The sequence below is a fragment of the Rhodococcus sp. IEGM 1307 genome, assembly GCF_030056915.1.
GTDB classification, from domain to species: Bacteria; Actinomycetota; Actinomycetes; order Mycobacteriales; family Mycobacteriaceae; genus Rhodococcus_F; species Rhodococcus_F opacus_D.
Genome location: NZ_JASHKW010000019.1, coordinates 34,874 through 58,207 on the forward strand (window position 1 = coordinate 34,874; position 23,334 = coordinate 58,207).

The 23,334-nt window shown below is 67.4% G+C and carries 16 protein-coding genes and 1 pseudogene; 12 read left to right on the forward strand and 5 right to left on the reverse strand.

Annotated features, from left to right (window positions below):
* The first annotated feature begins 3 nt into the window (after nt 1-3).
* The 6 genes from QM841_RS30570 to QM841_RS30595 all read left to right on the forward strand — a co-directional run bounded on the left by QM841_RS30570 (nt 4) and on the right by QM841_RS30595 (nt 7,916).
* Nucleotides 4-1,437: an FGGY family carbohydrate kinase gene (locus QM841_RS30570; protein ID WP_280778998.1), complete on the forward strand. Its 1,434-nt coding sequence runs from the start codon at nt 4-6 to the stop codon at nt 1,435-1,437.
* Entirely contained in the window at nt 1,430-2,869 is a 1,440-nt protein-coding gene (locus QM841_RS30575; protein ID WP_283334872.1) for an NAD(P)/FAD-dependent oxidoreductase, read from the forward strand. The genes QM841_RS30570 and QM841_RS30575 overlap by 8 nt, the downstream gene beginning before the upstream one ends.
* Nucleotides 2,866-4,200: an NAD(P)/FAD-dependent oxidoreductase gene (locus QM841_RS30580; protein WP_283334873.1), complete on the forward strand. Its 1,335-nt coding sequence runs from the start codon at nt 2,866-2,868 to the stop codon at nt 4,198-4,200. Before QM841_RS30575 ends, QM841_RS30580 begins: the two co-directional genes overlap by 4 nt.
* 81 nt (nt 4,201-4,281) lie before the next feature.
* Nucleotides 4,282-5,622, forward strand: coding sequence for an MFS transporter (locus QM841_RS30585; protein ID WP_283334874.1), 1,341 nt, complete (start codon nt 4,282-4,284; stop codon nt 5,620-5,622).
* A 181-nt stretch (nt 5,623-5,803) separates the two neighbouring features.
* Nucleotides 5,804-6,700 (forward strand): dihydrodipicolinate synthase family protein, encoded by an 897-nt coding sequence (locus QM841_RS30590; protein WP_043780845.1) that lies wholly within the window; start codon nt 5,804-5,806, stop codon nt 6,698-6,700.
* Nucleotides 6,701-6,881: 181 nt separating this feature from the next.
* Nucleotides 6,882-7,916 carry a proline racemase family protein gene (locus QM841_RS30595; protein WP_283334875.1) on the forward strand — a complete coding sequence of 345 codons (1,035 nt, stop codon included), beginning with the start codon at nt 6,882-6,884 and terminating at the stop codon, nt 7,914-7,916.
* A gap of 43 nt (nt 7,917-7,959) precedes the next feature.
* Here QM841_RS30595 and QM841_RS30600 read toward each other — a convergent pair whose 3' ends face one another.
* Both QM841_RS30600 and QM841_RS30605 read right to left on the reverse strand, forming a co-directional pair.
* Nucleotides 7,960-8,844, reverse strand: a complete 885-nt coding sequence (locus tag QM841_RS30600) for an LLM class flavin-dependent oxidoreductase (protein ID WP_283334876.1) — start codon at nt 8,842-8,844, stop codon at nt 7,960-7,962.
* A 46-nt stretch (nt 8,845-8,890) separates the two neighbouring features.
* Nucleotides 8,891-9,973, reverse strand: coding sequence for a LacI family DNA-binding transcriptional regulator (locus QM841_RS30605; RefSeq protein WP_349307430.1), 1,083 nt, complete (start codon nt 9,971-9,973; stop codon nt 8,891-8,893).
* A 209-nt stretch (nt 9,974-10,182) separates the two neighbouring features.
* On the opposite strand from QM841_RS30605, the gene QM841_RS30610 reads away from it, so the two are divergent.
* The 3 genes from QM841_RS30610 to QM841_RS30620 are packed head-to-tail and all read left to right on the forward strand — an operon-like array spanning nt 10,183 to nt 14,239.
* Complete coding sequence (locus tag QM841_RS30610) at nt 10,183-10,848, forward strand: ThuA domain-containing protein (RefSeq protein WP_005244749.1); 666 nt, start codon at nt 10,183-10,185, stop codon at nt 10,846-10,848.
* 20 nt (nt 10,849-10,868) lie between these two features.
* Complete coding sequence (locus QM841_RS30615) at nt 10,869-12,656, forward strand: thiamine pyrophosphate-binding protein (RefSeq protein WP_283334878.1); 1,788 nt, start codon at nt 10,869-10,871, stop codon at nt 12,654-12,656.
* Nucleotides 12,653-14,239 (forward strand): GMC oxidoreductase, encoded by a 1,587-nt coding sequence (locus QM841_RS30620; RefSeq protein WP_283334879.1) that lies wholly within the window; start codon nt 12,653-12,655, stop codon nt 14,237-14,239. The genes QM841_RS30615 and QM841_RS30620 overlap by 4 nt, the downstream gene beginning before the upstream one ends.
* Before the next feature lie 72 nt (nt 14,240-14,311).
* On the opposite strand, the gene QM841_RS30625 is transcribed toward QM841_RS30620, so the two are convergent.
* The 3 genes and pseudogenes from QM841_RS30625 to QM841_RS30635 form a co-directional block, all read right to left on the reverse strand.
* Nucleotides 14,312-15,535 (reverse strand): MFS transporter, encoded by a 1,224-nt coding sequence (locus tag QM841_RS30625; RefSeq protein ID WP_283334880.1) that lies wholly within the window; start codon nt 15,533-15,535, stop codon nt 14,312-14,314.
* Between the two features lie 117 nt (nt 15,536-15,652).
* Nucleotides 15,653-16,969 (reverse strand): annotated as a pseudogene (locus tag QM841_RS30630) (MFS transporter); the annotation flags it as partial.
* 189 nt (nt 16,970-17,158) lie between these two features.
* The gene (locus QM841_RS30635; RefSeq protein ID WP_283334881.1) at nt 17,159-18,700 is read right to left on the reverse strand and encodes a PucR family transcriptional regulator; all 1,542 of its coding nucleotides are present in this window, start codon (nt 18,698-18,700) and stop codon (nt 17,159-17,161) included.
* Between the two features lie 132 nt (nt 18,701-18,832).
* Between QM841_RS30635 and hisD the strand changes: the two genes are divergently transcribed.
* The 3 genes from hisD (at nt 18,833) to QM841_RS30650 (ending at nt 23,306) form a co-directional block, all read left to right on the forward strand.
* On the forward strand, nt 18,833-20,158 hold the full coding sequence (hisD, locus tag QM841_RS30640) for a histidinol dehydrogenase (protein ID WP_283334882.1): 1,326 nt from the start codon (nt 18,833-18,835) through the stop codon (nt 20,156-20,158).
* Nucleotides 20,155-21,549, forward strand: a complete 1,395-nt coding sequence (locus QM841_RS30645) for an aspartate ammonia-lyase (protein WP_283334883.1) — start codon at nt 20,155-20,157, stop codon at nt 21,547-21,549. Before hisD ends, QM841_RS30645 begins: the two co-directional genes overlap by 4 nt.
* 170 nt (nt 21,550-21,719) lie before the next feature.
* On the forward strand, nt 21,720-23,306 hold the full coding sequence (locus QM841_RS30650) for a GMC family oxidoreductase (RefSeq protein WP_283334884.1): 1,587 nt from the start codon (nt 21,720-21,722) through the stop codon (nt 23,304-23,306).
* Nucleotides 23,307-23,334: the final 28 nt, after the last annotated feature.

The following is a 23,334-nucleotide window of genomic DNA, read 5'->3' on the forward strand; positions in this document are numbered from 1 at the left end:
CGCGTGACAGTCCTTGCCATCGACCAGGGCACGTCCGGCACGAAGGCTGTCGTCGTCTCCGAGGACGGCGACGTCCTCGCGATCGCCGAAACACCGGTCCGTCCGGCATATCTCTCCGCAGGCGGCGTGGAGCAGGACCCGATGGAACTGCTGGGTTCGGTCCTCGAGGCAGGACGGAGCGCGGTCGCGAAAGCGGGTGTGCCCGTGTCTGCCGTCTCCCTCGCCAACCAGGGCGAGACCGTCCTGGTGTGGGACCCGGACACCGGCCGACCCCTCAGCCAGGCCGTGGTGTGGCAGGACCGCCGGTCGGACCAGCTGTGCCGCACCAAGTCCGAGTCCAAGGCATGGGTCGAACAGCGGACGGGCCTCGTGCTCGATCCCTATTTCTCGGCGCCGAAGATGCAGTGGCTGCGGCAGAACGCCACCACGGCGGGGGTGGTCACCACGACGGACACCTGGATCGTGCACTACCTGACCGGGGAGTTCGTCACCGATTCCGCCACCGCCAGCCGTTCGCTGCTCACCGACCTCGACACGGTCGCGTGGGATCCGCAGCTTCTCGAGTTGTTCGAGCTCTCCGCCGAGCGGATGCCTGCCATCGTCGCCAACGACGTCGTCGTGGGAACCACGGATGTCTTCGGATCCGACGCTGCCGTCGGCGGTCTCGTCGTCGATCAGCAGGCGGCTCTGCTGGCGGAGCGGTGCTTCGACGCGGGCACCGCCAAGTGCACGTTCGGCACCGGGGCGTTCCTGCTGGCCAACACCGGCACGCTCCCGGTCCGCTCGGCCGCCGGGTTGGCGTCCTGCGTCGCGTGGAACGTGCGCGGGAAGACGTCGTACTGCGTCGACGGCCAGGCCTACACCGCCGCCTCCGCCATCCGGTGGATCCAGGACCTCGGCTTGATCGAGTCGGCGCGCGACCTCGACAGTGTGGCCGCACACGATTCCGGTGGAACGTATTTCGTGCCCGCACTGGCCGGCCTCGCCGCACCGTGGTGGCGGCCGGACGCGACGGCATCGTTCTCCGGGATGACGTTGTCCACCGATCGGTCCCAGTTGGTGGCCGCCGTCCTCGAGGGGCTGGCGGCGCAGACGGCGGAGCTGGTGTCTGCCGTCGAAGGTGACCTGGGCGCTCCCCTCACCCGGCTGCGAGTGGACGGCGGGCTCACTCGGTCCCGCCGCCTCATGCAGGCCACGGCCGATCTGACCCAGATCCCCCTCGACGTCTATCCGTCGTCCCACGCCACCGCTCTCGGTGCGGCGGCCTGCGCCAGATTGTCACTGAACCCCGACCTGTCCCTGGAGGACGCGGTAGCCGACTGGGAACCGGCGACCACCTACGAGCCGCGGTGGTCGGTCGACCGCGCGGCAGAATTCCGACACCACTGGCGGGCGGCCGCACGAGCGGCGCTGCCACAGGAGAAAAGCGATGACTGACACCCCTCCGCCCCCTGATTACGATTTCGTCGTGCTCGGTGCGGGCATCGTCGGCTCGGCGATCGCGCGGGAGCTGGCCGGATATCACCACACCGTGGCACTCGTCGAGGCGCGGGACGACGTGGGCGACGGGACGAGCAAGGCGAACACGGCGATCCTGCACACCGGATTCGACGCGAAGCCGGGCACACTCGAATCCCGCATGGTGAGCCGCGGTTACACGCTGCTCTCCGAATACGCACAGCAGACCGGGATTCCCGTCGAACGCTCGGGCGCCATCCTCGTCGCGTGGAACGACGAGGAACTGGCCGCACTGCCGGGCCTGCGCGACAAGGCCGCCGACAACGGCTACCCCCACTGCGACATCATCGACGCCGACGAGATCTACCGGCTCGTGCCCGCGCTCGGTGACGGCGCGCTCGGCGGACTCACCGTCCCCGACGAGTCGATCATCTGCACCTGGACCACCAACCTCGCACTGGCGACGGATGCCGTCGCCCGCGGAGTGACGCTGCGGACGCGGACCCGCGCCGAATCGGTGACCACCCTGGCCGAGCGGACGATCCTGCACACGTCGAGCGGCGACATCGGCGCGCGGTGGGTGATCAATGCCGCCGGGCTGGGAGCCGACTACATCGACAGGGAATTCGGCTACGACCGATTCCACGTCACCCCGCGGCGCGGCGAACTGCTCGTCTACGACAAGCTCGCACGACCGCTGATCGACAAGATCGTGCTCCCCGTCCCGACGTCCCGCGGCAAGGGTGTTCTGGTCAGCCCGACGATCTACGGCAACGTGATGCTCGGGCCCACCGCGGAAGATCTCACCGACCGTTCCGCGACGGCGACGTCGGAAGCCGGCTTCGAGTTCCTGCTGGACAAGGGCGCCAAGCTGATGCCGCGCCTGCTCGAGGAGGAGGTCACCGCCACGTACGCCGGACTCCGTGCCGCCACCGACCACGGCGACTACCTCGTCGAGGTCGACCACGATCAGCGCTACGTCCTGGTCGGTGGAATCCGCTCGACCGGACTGACGTCCGGAATGGCGGTGGCCGAGCACGTCGGCGAACTGCTCACCAAGGCAGGTGTTCTCGACAGCGCACGCATCGAATTGCCGCCGCCGCCCCGGATGCCGAACATCGGCGAGGCATTCACTCGCCCGTATCAGGATGCCGAACTCATCGCGCGCGACAGTGAATACGGCAGGGTGGTCTGCTTCTGCGAGCGCGTCACGGCGGGTGAGATCCGCGACGCGTACCAGTCGCTGATCCCCCCGGCCGGACTCGAAGGGCTCCGTCGCCGCACCAGGGCGATGAACGGCCGGTGCCAGGGCTTCTTCTGCGGCGCCGAGATCGGTTCGTTCGTCACTGCACACCGATGCCCCGCCGGCTCGCCCGAGGCGACCGAGACCCGGAAGGAATCCGTCCGATGAGCGCTCCCGACACCTCACGCACCGTGGTGACCGCCGAGGTCGCCATCGTCGGCGCGGGTCCCGCCGGGTTGGCCGCGGCCACGCAACTCGGAAAGGTCCACGGGCGCCAGGCTCTCGTCCTGGACCGTGAAAGCCGTGCGGGTGGGATCCCGCGCCATTGCGATCACCCCGGCTACGGCATCCGAGACCTGCACACGTTCATCGGCGGCCCGGCCTACGCCGAACGCCTGGTGCGGGAGGCGAAGTCCGCGGGCGCCGACATCATGCCGAACGCGATGGTGACGGCGGTGCATCCGGACGGCGCGCTCGACATCACCTCACCCGCGGGTCTTCTCCGCATCGAGTCCAGGGCACTCGTCCTGGCCACCGGTGCCCGCGAGCGTGCCCGCCCGGCCCGCATGATTCCCGGCGACAGACCGTCCGGGGTCTACACCACCGGACAGCTGCAGAACATCGTGCACCTGCATCACGGACGGGTCGGAACGCGCGCGGTGGTCGTCGGCGGCGAACTGGTGAGCTGGTCCGCGGTCATGACGCTGAAGCACGCCGGGTGCAGGACCGTGCTCATGACGACGCAGTACCCGTCGCCGGAGTCCTACGCCGCCTTCACCATTCCCGGTAAGGCGTTGTTCCGGTTCCCGATCGCCACCCGCACCCGCGTCGTGCGGATCATCGGTCACGGGAACCTGGAGGCGGTCGAGATAGAGAATCTCGACACCGGCGCACGCGAGATCGTCGAGTGCGACACCGTCGTCTTCACCGGCGACTGGATCCCGGACCACGAACTCGCGCGCACGGCGGGTATCGCCATCGACCCCGGAACGAAGGGACCGCTGGTCGACACCGCCCTGCGCACCAGCCGGCCGGGCGTCTTCGCCGCGGGCAACGTGCTGCACCCGGTCGACACCGCCGACATCGCAGCCCTCGACGGCACGTTCGTCGCAGACCGGGTGGCCGCGTTCCTCGACGCCGGCGAAGCGATCGATCCAGGTGCGACCGCGGTACGCATCCTCGCGGCCCCGCCGTTCCGCTGGGTTTCCCCTGGACTGCTCCGGGCAGGCGACCCCGCCCCACCACGCCGGCGCCTGCTGCTGTGGACCGATCAGCTGGTCCGGTTCCCGAAGGTGACTGTCTCGCAGCGGGGTCGCGTCGTCGCGACCAAGCTGCTGCCGTGGGCCGCGTCACCGGGGCGGGTCTTCCGCGTGCCGTGGTCGATCATGGATGCCGTCGACCCAGCGCAGGGGCCCGTGACCGTCGGTCTGGCCAACGCGCCTCACGGGGAAACCACGCGCAATGCGGCAGGGGAATTCATCCCGACCCGCTGCAGCTGAGCACACCCCGACACCCATCTTCGTTCAGCACCATCTCGCACACAGATTGTCGACAATAAACCTCCATCGATCGGAAGACTCATGACGGAAGTACAGGGCGGTTTGCACGGCCCCGAGATGCGGCGGGCCATCACGGCCGCCGCGATCGGAAACTTCATCACCTGGTTCGACTTCGCCGCATACGGATTCCTCGCCGTTCTACTCGGCAGGATCTTCTTCCCCTCCGAAAATCCGGCGACGAGCCTGCTGGCAACGTTCGCCGCGTTCGGAGTCGCGTTCCTGATGAATCCGATCGGCGGCTTCGTCTTCGGACGGCTCGGAGACAAGGTCGGCCGCAAGAAGATTCTTGCGACAGTGATCATTCTGATGTCGCTGTCGACGTTCGCGGTCGGTCTGCTGCCGGGATACGCCACCATCGGCCTCGCGGCCCCGGCACTGCTGGTGACACTGCGGATCATTCAGGGTTTCGCCGCCGGCGGCGAACCCGGCGGTGCGGCGACGTTCCTCGTCGAGTCCGCAAAACGTGGCAGGCGGGCGCGCACCGTCAGCTTCTGGCACTGCTCGAGTTATCTCGCCAACGCTGCGGCCTCGGTTCTCATCCTCGGCCTCAACGCCGCACTGAGCGAAACGGCGATGTTCGAATGGGGCTGGCGGATCCCCTTCCTCATCGCGGGACCGCTCGGGTTGGTCGGTCTCTACATTCGCCTGAAGCTCAGCGACACTGCGGAATTCGAACGACTCCAGTCGTCCGGAGAAGTCAGCGAGTCTCCGGTCAAGGATGCCCTCGCGACCAGTCGCCGGCAGATCGTGCAGGTGGTCGGGTGTATTGCGCTGCAGGCCGCGGCCTTCTACTTCATCTTCGTCTACATGGAGACGTATCTGCAGTCGGAGGTGGGATTCTCGTTCGGCCTGGCCTCCGCGTCGACGGTCACCTGCCTGTGCTCGGCGGCGGTCGCCATCTTCGTGTTCGCCCGCTTCTCCGACCGCTACGGCCGCAAACCGGTGATCATCCTCGGTGCCGTATCGAGCACGCTGATCGTGTATCCCGCGTTCATGGTGTTCGCGACGGGGAATGTCCCCGCAATCGTCGTTGCGCACGCCGCGATGGGGATCTGCCTCGCCATGTTCATGTCCGCGTCGGGCGCAGCGATGGTGGAGATCTTCCCGAGTCGTGTTCGGTACGCAGGATTCTCGATCGGATTCAACATTTCGGTGGCAGTCTTCGGCGGCACCGCGCCGTATGTGGCGACGTATCTGATCGCGGCAACCGGCAGTCCGTTGGCGCCCTCGGTCATCCTGATCGTGACGGGCGTGATGGCCATCGCGGCGGCGGCGACGCTGCACGAAACCGCGGGCCGGAAAGTCGATGCGCGGGCGGAGGCGGAGCCCCTCCGCCGCGATCCCATCACCGTCGGCGAATAGCAGCCGAAGAACCCCGGCCGATCCCTTGACACCACCGAGGATCGACCTTAGATTTGACATCGTTCTCTTGTCGACAATCGCCAATTTAACAATTGTCGAAGGCCAGAGCGAGTTCCCGGAAGTTCACCAGTCGAGGACCCCACAACGGGCATCGACCACCACCACCGAACAAGGACACGACATGACCAAGAAGCTGGGTGGCATCCTCGCCGCCGTCTCCACTCCCTTCGCCCAGGACGGCTCCGTCGACGAAGGCGCACTGCGCAACCACGTCGACTTCCTGATCGAGAACGGACTGCACGGCCTGGTCCCCGGCGGCAGCACCGGAGAGTTCGCAGCACTCACGCTCGACGAGCGCAAGCTCGTCAACACGGTCGTCATCGACCAGGCCGCCGGTCGCGTGCCCGTCGCACCCCAGACCGGCTCCACCCGCACCGCGGAGGCCATCGAACTGTCCCGGCACGCAGCCGACGCAGGCGCCGACGCCGTCCTGCTGGTGCAGCCCTTCTACGAGGCCCCCACCCGCCACGAGGTCATCGAGTACTTCGCCACCGTCGGCGAAGCGGCGAACATCCCGGTGATCGCGTACAACCTGCCGGGTGTCACGGGAATGAATCTGGATCGCCCGTTCTACCGTGAACTGCTGGAACGCACGGACGCCGTCCGGTACATCAAGGACACGTCCGGGTCGATCGAGCAGGCCTTCGACCTCATCTTCAACCTCGGCGACGCCATCGACACCTTCGTCGGCTGGGACACGATCGTGCTGCCCGCCTTCTCCGCCGGTGCCGCCGGTTCCATCTGGGGTGCGCCCAACTTCGCCCCCAAGGAGTGCGTCGCGATCTACGAACTCGCCAAGGCCGGCAAGTACACCGAGGCCCTCGAAATCTTCAAGCGGCTGTGGAACGTCCTGGACTTCCTCGGCAAGGAAGGCTATGCCGTGGCCACCAAGGCCGCCGCTCAGGCCGTCGGCGTGGACCTCGGAGTGCCCCGCGCACCGTACGGTGAACTGCCCGCGGACAAGAAGGAAGAGCTCACCAAGCTCATCGCCGAGACCGGCCTCACCTACGCCCGCTAGTCACCACCAAGAAGACCGCGCGCGTTAATCACGGAGTGACCCTTCCCCGACACGTGCGCAGAGGCCGGCAGCAATCACCCCCGCTGCCGGCCTCGCCTCTCGCCCGCAGGCGCAGAGAAGTTCAGCCCTGGCAGGGTGGAACCAGGCCACCGCAACGCAGACGAACACACGGAGGAAGATCGTGCGCTGGAGTCGAGTAGTCAACGTAGTGAAGTGTCACGTCGGGGGCGAGATCAACAACGTCGTCACCGGCGGAATCGGCGACGTCCCCGGCGCCACGGTCTTCGACAAGATGAAGCACTTCCGCGAGCATCGCGACGACCTCCGTCAGCTTCTGCTCCACGAGCCGCGGGGCTCGGTGACCCAGTGCGTCAACTTCGTCGTCCCGGCGACCGACCCCGAGGCCCAGATGGGTTACGTCATCGCCGAGTCCACGGAGTACCCGGCCATGTCGGGCAGCAACACCATGTGCGTCGCCACCGCGCTTCTCGAGACCGGCATGATTCCCATGGTCGAACCGGTCACCGACATCGTGCTGGAAGCACCCGCGGGGCTCATCCGCATTCGCTGCACCTGCGAGAACGGCAAGGTGACGAGCGTCGAGTTCGAGAACCAGCCCGCGTTCGCCTACAAGATCGGGGTGCCGCTCGAACTCGACGGCTACGGCACATTGACCGTCGACGTGGCGTGGGGTGGCATGGCCTACGTGCTCGCCGACGCCGACCAGCTCGGATTGAAGTTGCAACCCGACGAGGCCCGCGAAATCTGCGACCTCGGACAGAAGCTCAAGACCGCCGCCGTCGAACAGATCCCCGCGGTGCACCCGACCAATCCCGAGTTCGCGGGAATCACCCAGACCGAGTTCGTCGGCCCCCTCTCACGCACCGACGGGGTGCTGACCGCCCGGAATGCCGTGGTGGTCTCCCCCGGCCGACTCGACCGCTCGCCCTGCGGCACCGGCACGTCCGCTCGACTGGCGGTGCTGAAGGCGAAGGGCCTCATCGAGGTCGGGGAGAAGTTCGTCCACGAATCGGTGATCGGCAGTCGCTTCGAGAGCCGGATCGACAGACTGACGAAGGTCGGAACGTACGACGCCGTGGTCCCCCGCGTCAGCGGCCAGGCGTACATCACCGAACTCAGCCAGGTCGGGCTCGACCCCGCCGACCCGTTCCCGACCGGCTATACCCTGTCTGACACCTGGCCGACCGGCAACTGACCCGCACGTGAGTGGGAAAGTGTGCCCGGGCACTCTTTGCCACTCACGTGGGGATGAGGGGTTTGACGGCGCGGCCGAGGAACTCGACGAATCCCAGCAGATCCGGTTCGTCCTCGGTCGGCGCGAAAGCCACCGACGTCGCGCCCAGGCGGGCGAGCCTTCGCACCTCCTCGGCGACGGTGTTCGCGTCACCCGCGACCCCGATTCCGGTGTCGGCCGGCTTCTCCCACCGCGCCAGTTCCTCGTCCACCCGTTGCCGTGCGCCCTCCCCGGTGGCGGCGATCTTCGGGACGACCAGGTGATGCGATGACACCCCGTCGGCTCCGATTTCGTCCAGGATCAGGTCGCGGACCCTGCGGATGTCGTCGTCATCGACCGCGGACGCGAGGAGGTTGCCGTCACCCAGACGCGCCGCCAGGCGGACCGACTTGGGACCTTCGCCGCCGAGCATCAGCGGAACCCGTTCGGTGGGAGGCCAGTCGAGCTTCACCCCGTCGAGCCGGACGTACCGCCCCTGCGTGCTCACCGACTCGCCGTCCAGCAGTGCCCGGAGCGCCACCGTGTACTCCTCGAGGAGAGTCATCGGCGACGCCGCACGCGCACCCACCTGCTCCATCCATCCCTGCACACCGTGCCCGATACCCGCGATCACTCGACCGGGAAACAACCGAGCGAGCGTGGCGATCTCCATCGCGGTGAGCGCGACATTGCGCAGCGGGACGGGCATCAACCCGACGCCGACGTGGATTCGCTCCGTCCACGCGAGTGCCGCGGCCGCCGCAGCCACGCCGCTCTCCTTGAAACAGTCTTCCCACAACCAGATCTCGTCGAGGCCACTGTCCTCGGCCACCCGCGCGAAGTCCTTCAACTTCTCGGGTTCGATCGTCGGGATGAACGTCACGCCCAGTCGCGGCACCGCAGTCGTCATCGATCCATCATGGAGGATGACACCCGGCCGTCGCGGAGCATCGCCATCATTCGCGTGGCGGCGCGGTGCTGGATTCGCGCGGCGGCGCGGTGCTCGCGCGGACGACCAGCGACGTCTTCATCAACGATCGTGTGCGGGTGCCGCCGCCCAGCCGATCGAGCAGGATCGTCGCGGCCGCGCGGCCCTTCTCGACGATCGGTTGATGAATTGTGCTGAGACCGAGAAGCTCTGCGACGGGTGCGTCGTCGAAGCCGATGACGGACATGTCGTCGGGCACCGTCAGGCCGCGCTCGCGTAACACCTGCCACGCCGCCACCGCGTGCACGTCGGACGTCGCCACCAGAGCGGTCGGCCGAGCCGCGTCGAGCAGGATCCGGGTGGCCTCGTCGCCCGCGGCGCGATCGATGTTGCCCGCCACGACGATCGACAGTTCCTCCACCGGGAGGTGGTGGTCGCGGGCCGCGGCGAAGTAGCCGGCGAGCCGCTCCCGCGCGTTGCGTTCGGTCGCCGCGCCGACGTCGTCCGCCGTGACCATCCGGCAGTCGGAATCCTGACCGAGCTTGTCGACGATGATCCCAATGCGTCGATGGCCCAGGCTCAGGATGTGGTCCATCTGCAGGTAGGCGCCGTGGCGGTCGTCGATGGCCACGAACGGCAGTCCCGCGCTTCTGGGCGAATCGACGACGACGGCCGGGATACCGCGCGCGATGATCGCCTCGACCAGGGGATGACCGTCGGGGACGTTGTGGATGACCACGCCGTCCACGAGTCCACGGAGAACCAGCGAGTTCGGTGGTGAATCCGGGGAGCCACCACGTGAGGCCGGAAACAGGGTGAGGGCGATGTCGGCCGAGTTCCCGATCTCCGCGATGCCCTTCATCAGCAGGGTCACGGACGGATCCTCGAGCGCTTGAACCGGGGAATCGGGCACGATCACCCCGACCGCGCCGATCCGTCCCGACCGCAGACTGCTCCCGGCGATGTTCGGCCCGGCGTAGCCGAGTTCCGCGGCGACGGAATAGATGCGTTCCCGTTGTGTCGCAGAGACCTTCGACGATTTGCTGAAAGCGTAGGAGACGGTGGCGACCGATACTCCGGCCGCTCGGGCGACGTCTTTCATCGTGACCAAATGGTGCTCCCTCGTCGGCGATCATCGGCCGCAACCGGCCGTTGCGCACCGGAGCGCACAAATGACAAAGCCCGATCCTAGTCCGCGTCCGGACGCTCCCCACGTTCCCCTCGGCATCAGCCATTGACAGCTCTCCAGCCGGTGATACGATTCACCACCATAAGTTAATCGTTTCACCATTTCCGGTTTCACCATCCATGGGAGCACTCATGACCAAGGTCCTCTACCTCTACGGCGGCTGGCCCGGCCACCATCCGTACGACATCGCCGCATGGGCACGCGAACTGTTTTCCGAGCTGAACTACCAGGTCGAGGAGTCGCAGGACATCTTCACCCTCGATCGCGACCTGACCGGATACGACCTGATCGTGCTCGGCTGGAACAACGCGCTCACCACCGAAGACCTGAGCGATTCGCAGGAGAAGAACCTGCTCGACGCCGTCGCGGCCGGAACCGGGGTCGCGGCGTGGCACGGCGCCGCCGCCGCGTTCCGGGCGAGCCTGAAGTACCACTTCCTCCTCGGCGGCGACTTCGTCGAACATCCTGCGGGAGAGGCCTTCCCGCAGCCATACAAGGTGAGCATCACCGACCGCGAGCACGAGGTGACCGCCGGTGTCGAGGACTTCGCGGTGGCGTCCGAGCAGTACTACATGCACGTCGACCCGAACAACCGGGTGCTCGCGGAGACCGAGTTCAGCGGCGAGCACCTGCCCTGGCTGGAGGGCCTGCGCAGCCCGGTGGCGTGGGTGCGCCAGTGGGGCGCCGGCCGGGTCTTCTACCACTCGATCGGCCACACGCCGGCAGACCTGTCGGAGCCGAACGTGCGCCGACTGACCAAGCAGGGACTGCGCTACGCCGCCCGCGTAGCGAACTGACACAGCAAGGAGAAACGATCATGGCGAAATTGACCGGCGGGCAGGTGGTCGCCCAGGTCCTGAAGCAGTACGGCGTCGAGTACGTGACCGGGATTCCCGGCCACGGGATCTGGTCGCTCACCGATGCGTTCCTGGAGAAGGGGTCCGAGATCCCGTTCATCCAGGTCTACCACGAGCAGAGCGCCACGCACCTCGCGGACGGGTACTACCGGGTGTCCGGGAAGCCGATGGCCGCGGTGGCGTCGATCGGGGCGGGCGCGGCGAACACCGTGCTCGGTCTCGCGACCGCGTACAGCGACTCGACGAGTCTGCTGTGCATCACCGGCGGGCCGCCCACTCACATGCGCGGGCGTGGTCTACTCCAGGAACTGGAGCGGCACACCGACAACGGCTTTCCGCAGGTCACCGACGCAGTGTCGAAGCGCAGCTGGGTCGCCACCCGCGTGGAGGAACTGCCGTTCATCATGCACCGTGCGTTCAGCACCATGCTGACCGGTCGCCCGGGGCCCGCGCACATCGAGGTGCCGATGGACGTGCAGGCCGAGGCCGCCGACGTCTCCCTTCACGACCTCGCACGGCGGCTGCCGGTCGGGCTCCAGCAGCCCGACCCGTTGGCGATCGACAAGGCCGTCGACGTGCTCCGTGACTCACGCCGGCCGGTGATCGTCGTCGGCGGCGGCGCCATCACGTCCGACTCGGCCGACGAGGTGCTCGCCCTCGCCGAGGCGTGGCAGATCCCCGTGGTCACCACGTGGAACGGCAAGGGCGCGTTCCCCGAGGACCACGCCCTGTTCGCGGGCAGCGTCGGCCAAACAGGAACGATCGTGGGCAACGCCGTCGCCTCTCGCGCCGACGTGGTGATCTCCATCGGATGCCGGTTCACCGACTGGTCTTCCTCCAGCTACGCGCAGGGAGTCACGTTCTCGATTCCGCCTGCCAAGCTCATCCACATCGACATCGATCCGCACGAGATCGGCAAGAACTACCCGGCCGAGGTCGGCATAGTCGCCGACGCCAAGCCAACCGTCGCCGCGATCGTCGCCTCCCTCCCCCGCAGCAGCGCCGACCGGTCCGAATACCTCGCCGAACTCGAGCAGCTGAAGGCCGAGTGGGAGACCAAGCTCGCAGGCCGGCGCGATTCCGACCGGTTCCCGTTCACCTCCCAGCGCCCCCTCGGCGGTCTGCGGTCGGTGATGGAACGGGACGGCATCATCGTCGCCGGCTCCGGCAACACCCAGGGCGCCGTGAAGCAGACGTTCCCGGTGTATCACCCGCGCACCCACCTGACGTCCGGCGGATTCTCGTCAATGGGCTGGGCCGTGCCCGCCGCGATCGGCGCCAAGCTCGCCGCCCCTGACCGGCAGGTGGCGTGCGTGCTCGGTGACGGCGACTTCCTCATGACGTCGCAGGAGATCGGTGTCTGCGTGCAGCACGACATTCCGGTGGTCTTCGTGGTCCAGGACAACGCGGGCTTCATGTCCATCCGCGGTGGGCAGCGCAAGCAGACCAGCCGGCACATCGGCACCGAGTTCAATCGCCCCGACGGCACCCCGTACAGCCCCGACTTCAAGGCACTCGGCCAGTCGTTCGGACTCGAATCGTTCCGGGTGGACGACCCGGCCGACCTCGAGAGCACCTACCGGAAGGCCTTCGACTCGAAAGCGCCTGCGCTGATCGAAATCCCGACCGATCGTGATGCGGCGGGACCGTGGGTTCCCGGTTGGTGGGACTTCCCCGTTCCCGCGTACATCGAGGACGAGCGTCAGGACGAGTACTGGGCGACCCGAGCCAAGGAACAGCACCTGTGAGAACGTCCGGACACGATCAGATCGACGCGTATTCACCGCTGCGCGAAGGCGCGGTGGTCGATGTGGGCGACTCCGACACGGTCACCGCCGATGTCGTGGTCGTCGGATCCGGGATGGGTGGTTCGACGCTGGCGTGGGCGCTCCGCGATCGGGACGTCGACGTCCTGGTCGTCGAGCGCGGGCGGTTCCTCCCCCGCGAGGTGGAGAACTCGCAGGCCGCGGAAATGTTCCTCGAGGGCCGGTACAAGACCGCGGAACCGTGGTTCGACGGCAGCAACGGTGAACCGTTCCAGCCCGGCGTGTACTACTGGGTGGGCGGTAACACCAAGTTCTACGGCGGCAGCCTCCCCCGCTTCCGCGTCACGGATTTCGAGGAGACGCAGCACTACGACGGCATCTCACCGAAGTGGCCGTTCAGCTACGCCGATCTCGAACCGTTCTACGCCGCGGCGGAGCGTCTCTACCAGGTGCACGGCATCGACGGCGAGGATCCGACTGAACCGCCGCGGTCGTCTCCGTACCCGTTGCCACCGCTGCCGCACGAGCCGACGATCGAGCGTTTCGCGTCCTCGCTTCGTCAGCAGGGCCTGCACCCGTTCCACACACCGAACGGCATGAACCTGACCACGCAGGAGCATCGCAGGCAGTCGACGGCGTCGGACGGCACCCCGTCGCAGACCGATCACAAGAGTGAGGCGGAGAACCGCGCGCTGCGGCCCGCTCTCGAGTCGGACCGGGTGCGCCTGCTCACCGAAGCCAAGGTGACGCGTCTGCTCACCGATGCGAAGGGCACGCGAATCGTCGCCGCGGAGGCCGAGTTCCGTGGTCGCACGATCCGGATCACGGCCAACCAGTTCGTGGTCTCGGCAGGGGCGGTCAACACCGCGGCACTGCTGCTCCGATCGGCCGACGAACGGAATCCGGACGGCCTCGGCAACTCGTCAGGGCTGCTGGGCCGGAACTACATGGTGCACAACAGCACGTTCTTCATGGGCGTCAACCCCTTCCGGACGAACACGACTGCGTGGCAGAAGACGCTGGGAATCAACGACTGGTACGTCGCGGGCCCGAACAACGAGTACCCGCTCGGCAATCTGCAGATGCTCGGCAAACTGCAGGCCGCGCACGTGAAGGGGGCGCGGCCCTGGGCTCCGATGTGGGCGCTGAAGGCGGTGGTGGATCGCAGCCTCGACATCTACCTCACCACCGAGGATCTGCCGACGCGGAACAACCGGGTCCGGATCGACGGCGACCGGATCATCGTCGACTGGACTCCCAACAACACGGCACCGCACAGTGAACTGGTTCGCCGCGTCTCCGCGGCGGTCCGCAAGGCGGGGTATCCGATCATCCTCACCGAGCGGATGGGGATCGCGACGAACTCGCACATGTGCGGAACCGCGGTCGCGGGTACCGATCCGGCGGCGAGTGTCCTCGACCCCCACTGTCGCAGTCACGACGTCGACAATCTGTGGGTCGTGGACGGCTCGTTCTTCCCGTCGTCGGCGGCGCTCAATCCCGCGTTGACCATCGCGGCCAACGCGCTGCGCGTGGCGCCGGAGATCGCTTCTGCCGCAGTGTGATGTGATCCGACCACGGTTCGCCCGGCCTCGTTCTCAGAGGCCGGGCGATCGCGTGCTCACCTCGAGCCGCTCTCACCTCACGCGGGCGAGCGGAGACTCCTCGGTCTCACGGGTTTCCCCGGCCGCGCTCGCCACGAGCCCGGCGAGGACGGCGCCGGCCAGGACGACGTAGAAGGCCTGCAGGAGTCCGAACTGTTCCCCGAGCAGCCCGAGGAGCGGCGGACCGACCAGAAATGCCATGTACCCGAGCGTCGACACCGCGCTGACGCGTCGCGCGGCGTCGGCCCCCGAGTCGGCCGCCGCGGACAGCGCGAGCGGAAATCCGAGAGCGACACCGACACCCCACACCGCACAGCCGAACGCGGCGAGTACCAGGTTCCCCGCCAGGATCACGATCAGGACCCCCGCCACCGCGAGCGCCGCGAACCAGCGGACGATCGCAGCGCGGCCGTACCGGTCGACGACGCGCCCGCCGAGCAGGCGGGCCGACGTCATCGCGGCCACGAACACGACGTAGAACGCGGCGCCGGTGGCCGATCCGACGCCGTACCCATCGACGATTCCCAGTGGCAGCCAGTCGTTGGCACTACCTTCGGCGAATGCCATGCCGAGCGCGATCAGGCCGAGGAGAACGATCCGGCTGTCCCGCCAGACGGTCGGACCGCCGGACGTGCCGGATCGACGGCGCGTGCGCCCGACCTCTCGTCCGGTGGCCGGAGGGAGTAGCGCCACGACGCTCACGCTCGACCCGAGGACCACGACGGCCAGCACCCCGAGATGCACCGGCACCGGAACGTCGAACAGTTCGGCGATCGCCCCGAGGCCGGCGCCGGCGAGCGTTCCGAGACTGAACGCACCGTGCAGCGACGGAAGGAAGCTGCGTCCCATGCGCTTCTCGATCGCTGCGCCCTCGACGTTGAGGGCCACCTCGCACATGCCGAATCCCGCACCGGTGAACGCGAGTCCCAGACCGACCAGGGCCGCGATCGCGACACCCGAACCGAGCCCCACCGTGAACAGGCCGAGGCTCGCGACGGTGGCCGCGGTCGTGATGACGTGCCGGGCACCGATCCGGGCGACGACGGGACCGGCGAGCAGCAGTCCCGCCATCGATCCGATCGACAATCCGAGAATGATCAGACCCATGTCGCCCGTGCCGACTTCGAGGGACGAGCGAATGGCCGGAGTGCGGGTCACCCAGGACGCATAGGTGATCCCCGTTCCGACGAAGATGACGAAAGTTGCTGTTTTCCAGCCACGCTCACCGCGCTTCAACGGCGGACTCCCGGTAGGCACAGCTGTCTCCTGTTCGTGTCGGGGAATGGTTAATCGTATCACCGGGTGAGGACACGAAAGGCGGTCCGGCACCTCGGGAGAGGTACCGGACCGCAGGAACCGGAAGTGCCGGACGACCTATCCGGTCGCGACCTCGTGCCTGGTCGTCTCCGACGCCGGCTTGTGGTAGCGCGGCACCAGGCGCATCAGCGCGGGACCGCCGATCGCGATCAGCGCGAGGAGGATGGCCGGCAGCAGCGGCATCCATTCGATACCGAGGTTGTCGACGACGACGGTGATCGCGGCAGGCCCGACGAGCATGCCCACGTAGCCGATTGCGTTGACCAGACCGATGTTCCGTCCCGCGTTCTCGGGATCTCGTCGCCCGGCCGCCGACAGCATGAGCGGTGCCATGCACGCCAGGCCGAGTCCCAGCAGCACGAAGCCGGTGAGGGCGAGCGGCGCCGAGCCGCCCAGCATCGCGAGCAGCGCACCGGCGGCGCCGATGACACCGCTCGCACCGACGATGAGTCGCGCACCGAAGTACTCGGCCAGCTTGTCGCCGAACAACCGGCCGACGAACTGCGCTCCCGAGTAGAGCGTGACAGCCGTCGCTGCCAGGCCTGCCGTGGTGCCGACTGCGCGGCGCACGAATTCCTGACCCCAGTCCAGGACCGCGCCCTCGCTCAACATCGATCCGAGCAGGAGCACACCGAATCCGATCATCACGAGGAGCGTCGCGGTGGTGGCCGAACGCTTCCCCGGGTGTGCGGGGTCGGCGGCGCCCGGAATCTCGTCCCGTTCAGGAGGCAGCAACTCGTCGAGCGACAGAAGCCATTTACCGAAGACGAATCCGAGGACCGACAGGACCACGCCGATCGAGATGTAGGCGACGGCCGGGCTGTCGGTGAAGTGCCGGGCCAGAGCGCTGCCGACAAGTCCGAGAACGAAGCCACCCGCCGGGTAGGCGGCGTGGAACGCGGACATGATGGGCCGCCCGTAGTACCGCTCGACCTGCACACCGTGGGTGTTGAACGCCGTGTCGAAGGCACCGCGGAGCAGTCCGATGAGCACGCCGATCACCATCGCTCCGACCAGTCCGTCGAGGAACGCGAGGGGGATGTAACAGAGGGGGTAGACGACCATCGTGGGCATGGCCGTGTTTCTCGGACCGTACCGATCGATGAAGGGGCCGATGGCGAAACAGCCGACAGCGGCGCCGATACCGATCGACAGCGCGAGGAGGCCGAACTGAGAGTCGCCGCCGTCGCCTTCCCATCCGAGGTGACTACGCAACGAGGTGGTGCTCGTCGACCACATCAACATCACGGCGCCCAGCTGGAAGAAGCCGAAGAATGTCGCGATTCGCGCCTTACGCACGCGTGTATGGTCGAGCACGGGAGCGGTGCCTGCTCCATGTGTTGCCATGATTTCGTCCTTGCGGTAGGTCTCGGACCGCCGCGGGCGCCTACGGGGGTAGGCGTCCGTTCAGCGAGTAGCGAGTGCGTGAACTTTCGATCAACGCCGACTGGATGGCCGGAATCTTGGTGAAAACACTACGAAGGTGACGCGCCGCACAACAGGTACAGACCGTGTACCTCCTGCGCGCAGACTGCACAGAATGAGAAGCCGGCGCCGTCCGTGTCATGGTCGCCCGCTCCGCCGAGCCACGATGGACGACCCCTCGAGCAGATCCAGCCCCTTCACCGCGAGCAGCAGGCTTTGGCGGGTGGCGGCGTCGTCCAGGGATTTGCCCAGGATCGCGGCGATGCGGTCGAGCCGGTTGTACAAGGTCCGGCGCTGGATGAAGAGTTTCTCCGCCGCTTCGGTCTTGCGGCCGTCGACGGCGAGGAATGCTCGCAGTGTCGGCAACAACGGGGTCGTGGACTGCGCGTCCTTCGTGAGCAATGGGCCGAGCTCGTCCTCGACGAAGCTGGCGAGCTCGGGCCCCTGCGCCAACGTCACGAGCAGACGTTCGACGCCGAGGTCGTCGAAATGCAGCATGGGTGAGGCAGGCAGGGAGCGCGACACCGCGGCGGCACTCTTCGCCTGTGTGACCGCGACCTGCAGCATCGATGCGGGCATTGCGCGGCTCATGCCGCCGCCGTGCTCCATTTTCCCGAGCAGACCCGCGAGCTCGGCGCGGGTCCGGCCGGACTCCGCCGCCACAGCCACGACGTAGTCGCCCATGTCGGCGCTGATCGCACCCGTGTCGATCGGACGGCCGGCGCGCGGACCGGACGACTCGTCGCGGGCATCCTTGTTCGCGATGACGACGACGATCTGTCCCGACCCCAGCTGGTACCCGAGTCTGCCTGCCTGGTCGACGAATTCGGCCCCGGAGAGATCGCCGATCAGCAGTCGCGTGATCAGTGCCGTGCTCCGCTGATCGTCCCTCGCTTCGCGGCTCCGGTCGGTCAGCAACGAGATCGCGACGGCCGCGGCGGCACGTTCGGTCGCGAAGGCCGCGGTGGACCGTTCGGTCGCGGGCCGGTCGGTGAAGACGTGAATCCAGCCCCACGGCTGACCGCGCATCAGGACCGGTCTGCGGACGCATCCGCGGTCGTCGCTGTGGAGGCCCCGCGCGTGCCGGTCCCAGTCCTCGATGCCGGCTTCCTCGTCGAATTCGCCGACGTACGCCATCACGCGATGTGCGATGTTCTCGAGCACCACCGTGCCGTCGGCGAGTTCGGCCAGCGTCTGCACGATCGAGAGGTAGTCGGCGCCGTCCAGGAGGAGGTTCGAGAACGTGGACTCGACTTCCCGTTCGTGGGTGAGCGCCTGCAGGCGCTTGTCGGTCAGGATCTCGTGCACCTGCGACGAGACACCGGCGAACGACACCTCGCGGGCAAGGGCGATGATCGGCAGGCCGCAGGCCTGCCCTTCGGCGACCACTGCATCCGGTACGCGGTCGAACATCCGTCCCGACTCCTCGATGACGAGAGCGGCGGCCCCGGCATGAGCGGCTGCGCGGACGAACACCTGTTGAAGGGCGCCCGTGCTGCCCATTCCGAGCCCGGCGGTCAGGAGTAATTCTCCACCCCGCAGGAAGCGGGCGATATCCGAGATCTCCGAGGAATGCACCCAGCGGACCTCACGGTCGAGGCTGTCCGATCCGGTCAGGACACGGGCTCCCGCGTCTTTCAGGAGATCGATGTCGAGAGCGTCGGCGACGGTGAAGACCATGCTCAATGGTACACAGAACGTGCATGAACCGACGCAAATAGTTCCCACAATGCAACTGTCGGAAACGTGTGTGGCACCGCGATGCTGAGTGGCAACAGATCCAGCCCCTCGCTCATCCGAAGGAAGCATCCCATGTCATTCGTTCTCAAGGCCGCCGTCGGTGAACCAGCGCAGCGGGCGAGCAACCCCGCCGTGGTCGACACCGTCGCCGCCGTCATCGCCGATGTCCGCGCGAACGGCGACGAGGCCGTTCGGAAGTACTCCGAGAAGTTCGACGGCTGGTCCCCCGAATCGTTCCGGCTGAGCGAGGACCGGGTGGCGGAGATCGTGAAGTCCGTTCCCGAGACCGTCCTCGACGATCTGCGATTCGCGCAGCGCCAGATTCGCGACTTCGCCCAGGCGCAGCGGGACTCCATCCAGGACCTCGAGGTCGAGACCCTGCCGGGAGTGTTCCTCGGGCACCGCAACGTCCCGATCGACGCGGCTGCCGCCTACGTTCCCGGCGGGCGCTACCCGCTGACCGCTTCCGCGCACATGACGGTCCTCACCGCGAAGGTCGCGGGTGTCGAACGCGTCGCCGCGACGACGCCCCCGAATGCCGGCGAGCCGCCGCAGATCAGTGTCGCGGCGATGCACCTTGCCGGCGCCGACGAGATCTTCGTTCTCGGCGGAGTGCAGGCGGTCGCCGCACTCGCACTGGGCACCGAGTCCATCGACCCGGTGTCCATCCTCACCGGCCCCGGCAACGCCTACGTGGCCGAGGCGAAGCGCCAGCTGTTCGGCGAGGTCGGGATCGACCTCTTCGCCGGGCCGACCGAAACGCTCATCGTCGCGGACGATCTGGCCGACCCGTTCACCATCGCCGTCGACCTGCTGAGCCAGGCCGAGCACGGCCCCGATTCGCCGTGCGTGCTGATCACCACGTCGGAGTCCGTGGGACGGGCGGTGATCGACCATATCGACGCCTTGCTCCCCGGATTGGTCACCAACGCCATCGCCGGCCCCGCGTGGCGTGATCACGGCCAGATCCACGTGGTGGACACGCTCGACGAGGCGTACCGGCTCGCCGACGTCTTCGCGTCGGAGCACGTCCAGATCCTCACCGAGGACCCCCGTCAGGCCCTGACCTCCATGCGGAACTACGGCGCCCTGTTCCTCGGCGAAGGCACGTGTGTTCCCTACGGCGACAAGCTGATCGGGACCAACCACGTTCTCCCGACGCTCGGTGCGGCCCGCTACACCGGCGGCCTGTGGGTGGGCAAGTTCCTCAAGACGCTCACCTACCAGGAGGTGCGCGACCTCGGCAGCAGCGCGAAGCTCGGCGAGGTGTGCGGCCGCCTGTCGCGGCTGGAGAAGTTCGAGGGGCACGCCCGCTCCGGCGACCTTCGCGCCGCCAAGTTCGGCAACGCCCCGCTCCCGTGGGGCGACCTCCCGACCCGGGTGACGTCCGAACGATGACCCGCACCGAACACGACCTCCTCGGCGACCGCGAGGTCCCCGACGACGCCTACTACGGCATCCACACTTTGCGGGCGACGGAGAACTTCCCGATCACCGGCATTCCGCTGGCCAGCCATCCCGACCTCGTGTCGGCGCTGGCGTCCGTCAAGCAGGCTGCGGCGCAGACCAATGCGAGCCTCGGCCTGCTGCCGCGGCGCGAAGCGGACGCCATCGTTGCGGCCTGCGAGGAGATCCGGGCCGGCGCGCTGCGCGACCAGTTCGTCGTGGACGTCATCCAGGGCGGTGCCGGCACGTCGACGAACATGAACGCGAACGAGGTGGTGGCCAACCGGGCTCTGGAATTGCTCGGTCACCGGCGCGGCAGCTACGAGTATCTCCATCCGCTCGAGCACGTGAACATGAGCCAGAGCACGAACGACGTCTACCCCACCGCAATCAAGGCCGGCCTGCAAACCGCCCTGACCAGGCTGCGGGCGGCCATGCGGGACTTGGCGGCGGAGTTCGCGGTGAAGTCGACGGAGTTCTCCGACGTCCTCAAGGTCGGCCGCACCCAGTTGCAGGATGCGGTTCCGATGACCCTGGGCCAGGAGATCGCGACGTTCGCTCTCATGATCGACGAGGATTCCCAGCGGCTCAGGGAGGCGGCGACGCTCATCTCCGAGATCAATCTGGGTGGAACGGCTATCGGGACCGGTCTCAACGCGCACCACGAGTACGCATGGCGGGTGCGCGAACATCTTGCCGCGATCACCGGAATCGAGGTGACGACGGCGTCCGACCTGATCGAAGCCACGCAGGACGTCGGGGCATTCGTCCAGCTGTCCGGGGTGCTCAAACGCACCGCGGTGAAGCTGTCCAAGATCTGCAACGACCTTCGGCTCCTGTCGTCGGGGCCGCGTGCCGGTTTCGGTGAGATCACGTTGCCGCCCGTGCAGGCAGGATCGTCGATCATGCCGGGCAAGGTGAACCCGGTGATCCCGGAGGTGGTGAACCAGATCGCCTTCCGGGTGGTCGGCAACGACCTGACGGCGACGATGGCGGCCGAGGGTGGGCAGCTTCAGCTCAATGCCTTCGAGCCGGTGATCGCGCACAGCCTGTTCGAGACGATCGAACTGCTCACGCGCGGATGCACCGTCCTGCGGGAACGCTGCGTGGTCGGCATCGGCGCGAACATCGACCATCTGAAGAACATGGTGGACGCGTCCATCGGCGTGGTCACGGCCCTCAACCCGCACATCGGGTACACCGCGGCCACCGCGATCGCCGCCGACGCACTCGCGACCGGGCGCACCGTCGCCGCGCTCGTGCTCGAGCGGGGTCTGCTCAGTCGCGAGCAACTCGACGACGTGCTGCGGCCGGAGAACCTCACTCGACCGCTCGTGCCCTGACCGCCGCGAGCAGCTCATCCCGCCGGGATGAGCTGCTCGTGCGGGGTTGACATCCCCGACACTGCCGCTAACCTTTAGTTATACGTATAACCATTTCACCGACTGTCGGTTCACGTCGACCCGCCCGGCAGATCCGTGACACCACTCTCTACGACCGAGGAGCAGGACCCATGAGAGACGCATCCGTGGGGGAGCCCACAGGCCCGAGCAAACACAGCTACGACGTCGTCATCGTCGGCAGCGGAATGGGCGGCGGAACGCTCGCCTACGCGCTCGCCGACTCGGGAGTCGATGTGCTTCTGATCGAGCGCGGCGACTTCCTGCCGCAGGAGAAGCAGAACTGGGACCCGCAGGAAGTCTTCGAAGGTCACCGGTACGCGAACGCCGAGCAGTGGTACGACACCGAGGGCAGGCCGTTCAGCCCCGGCACGTACTACTACGTCGGCGGGAACACGAAGCTGTACGGCTCGTCGCTGGTGCGGTTCCGGCGTGAAGACTTCCAGTCGACGCAACACGAGGCCGGCGAATCTCCCGAGTGGCCCTTCTCGTACGACGACTTCGCCCCGTATTACGCACGGGCAGAACAGGTGTACCGGGTCCACGGCGATCACACCGACGACCCGACGCTCCCCCGCGACGAACCCTTCCCCTACCCGGCGATCGGACACGAGCCACCGGTACAGGAGGCGGCCGACGCACTGCGGCGCCTCGGGTACACGCCGTCGAACATCCCACTGGGCATCGACCTGCGCGACGGCGGAGGATGTATCCGATGTCGGACCTGCGACGGGTTCCCCTGCCGGGTGCTGGCGAAGTCGGACGCGGATGTGTGCTGCGTCCGACCCGCCATCGCGTCCGGCTCGGTGGAACTGCTGACCAACGCGTACGCCGAGCGCGTGCTCACCGACGAGACCGGGCACCTGGCCACCGGCGTGCAGATCCGGCACCGCGGCACCGAACTCGTCGTCGATGCACGCACCGTGGTGGTGTCCTGTGGCGCCGTCAACTCCGCGGCACTGCTGCTCCGGTCGGCGAACGCCGCACACCCGGACGGTCTCGCCAACTCCTCCGGCATGGTCGGACGAAACTACATGGTGCACAACAACTCCATCATGGTCGGCGTCAACCCGCTGAAGAAGAACACGTCCGAGTTCCAGAAGACGTTGTACATCAACGATTTCTACACTCACGGCACCGCCGACCACCCCTACCCGCTGGGACACGTGCAACTCATCGGCAAGTTGCAGGGCGAGATGATCAAGGGCCAACGGCCGCTGATCCCCAAGTGGGCACTGAGCCACGCCACCGCCCGCAGCATGGACTGGTGGCTGTTCACCGAGGATCTGCCCGATCCGGACAACCGCGTCACCCTCACCGACGACGGCAACATCCAGATCGTGTGGACCCCCAACAACACTCGCGCCCACGAGGTACTCGTCCGCGAGGTGCGCAAGATCCTCCGGAAGATCGGCTATCCGTTCGTCTTCAGCCAGGGCACCGGCATCGAGGTCAACTCCCACCAGGCCGGCACCGTGCGGGCCGGAACCGACCCCGCGACCTCCGTGCTCGACGCCGACTGCCGCGCCCACGACGTCGGCAACCTGTACGTCGTCGACTCGTCGTTCTTCCCGTCCCTGCCCGTGATGAACCCTGCCCTGTCCATCGCGGCCAACGCTTTCCGCGTCGCCGAGAGCATCGCCGACCGAATCGGCAAGACCCGTTCCCACGACACCCCGGCCCAGTCCGCGTCCCTGTGACGCTTCGCCCCCACCACACCCAGAAAGC

Excerpts from the sequence above, each read along its gene's own strand:
- QM841_RS30615 (WP_283334878.1), top strand. The coding sequence starts at position 10,869 with ATGGCGAAATTGACCGGCGGGCAGGTGGTCGCCCAGGTCCTGAAGCAG.
- QM841_RS30650 (WP_283334884.1), top strand. The coding sequence starts at position 21,720 with ATGAGAGACGCATCCGTGGGGGAGCCCACAGGCCCGAGCAAACACAGC.
- QM841_RS30575 (WP_283334872.1), top strand. The coding sequence starts at position 1,430 with ATGACTGACACCCCTCCGCCCCCTGATTACGATTTCGTCGTGCTCGGT.
- QM841_RS30610 (WP_005244749.1), top strand. The coding sequence starts at position 10,183 with ATGACCAAGGTCCTCTACCTCTACGGCGGCTGGCCCGGCCACCATCCG.
- QM841_RS30585 (WP_283334874.1), top strand. The coding sequence starts at position 4,282 with ATGACGGAAGTACAGGGCGGTTTGCACGGCCCCGAGATGCGGCGGGCC.
- QM841_RS30600 (WP_283334876.1), bottom strand. The coding sequence starts at position 8,844 with ATGACGACTGCGGTGCCGCGACTGGGCGTGACGTTCATCCCGACGATC.
- QM841_RS30645 (WP_283334883.1), top strand. The coding sequence starts at position 20,155 with ATGACCCGCACCGAACACGACCTCCTCGGCGACCGCGAGGTCCCCGAC.
- QM841_RS30635 (WP_283334881.1), bottom strand. The coding sequence starts at position 18,700 with ATGGTCTTCACCGTCGCCGACGCTCTCGACATCGATCTCCTGAAAGAC.
- QM841_RS30580 (WP_283334873.1), top strand. The coding sequence starts at position 2,866 with ATGAGCGCTCCCGACACCTCACGCACCGTGGTGACCGCCGAGGTCGCC.
- hisD (WP_283334882.1), top strand. The coding sequence starts at position 18,833 with ATGTCATTCGTTCTCAAGGCCGCCGTCGGTGAACCAGCGCAGCGGGCG.
- QM841_RS30590 (WP_043780845.1), top strand. The coding sequence starts at position 5,804 with ATGACCAAGAAGCTGGGTGGCATCCTCGCCGCCGTCTCCACTCCCTTC.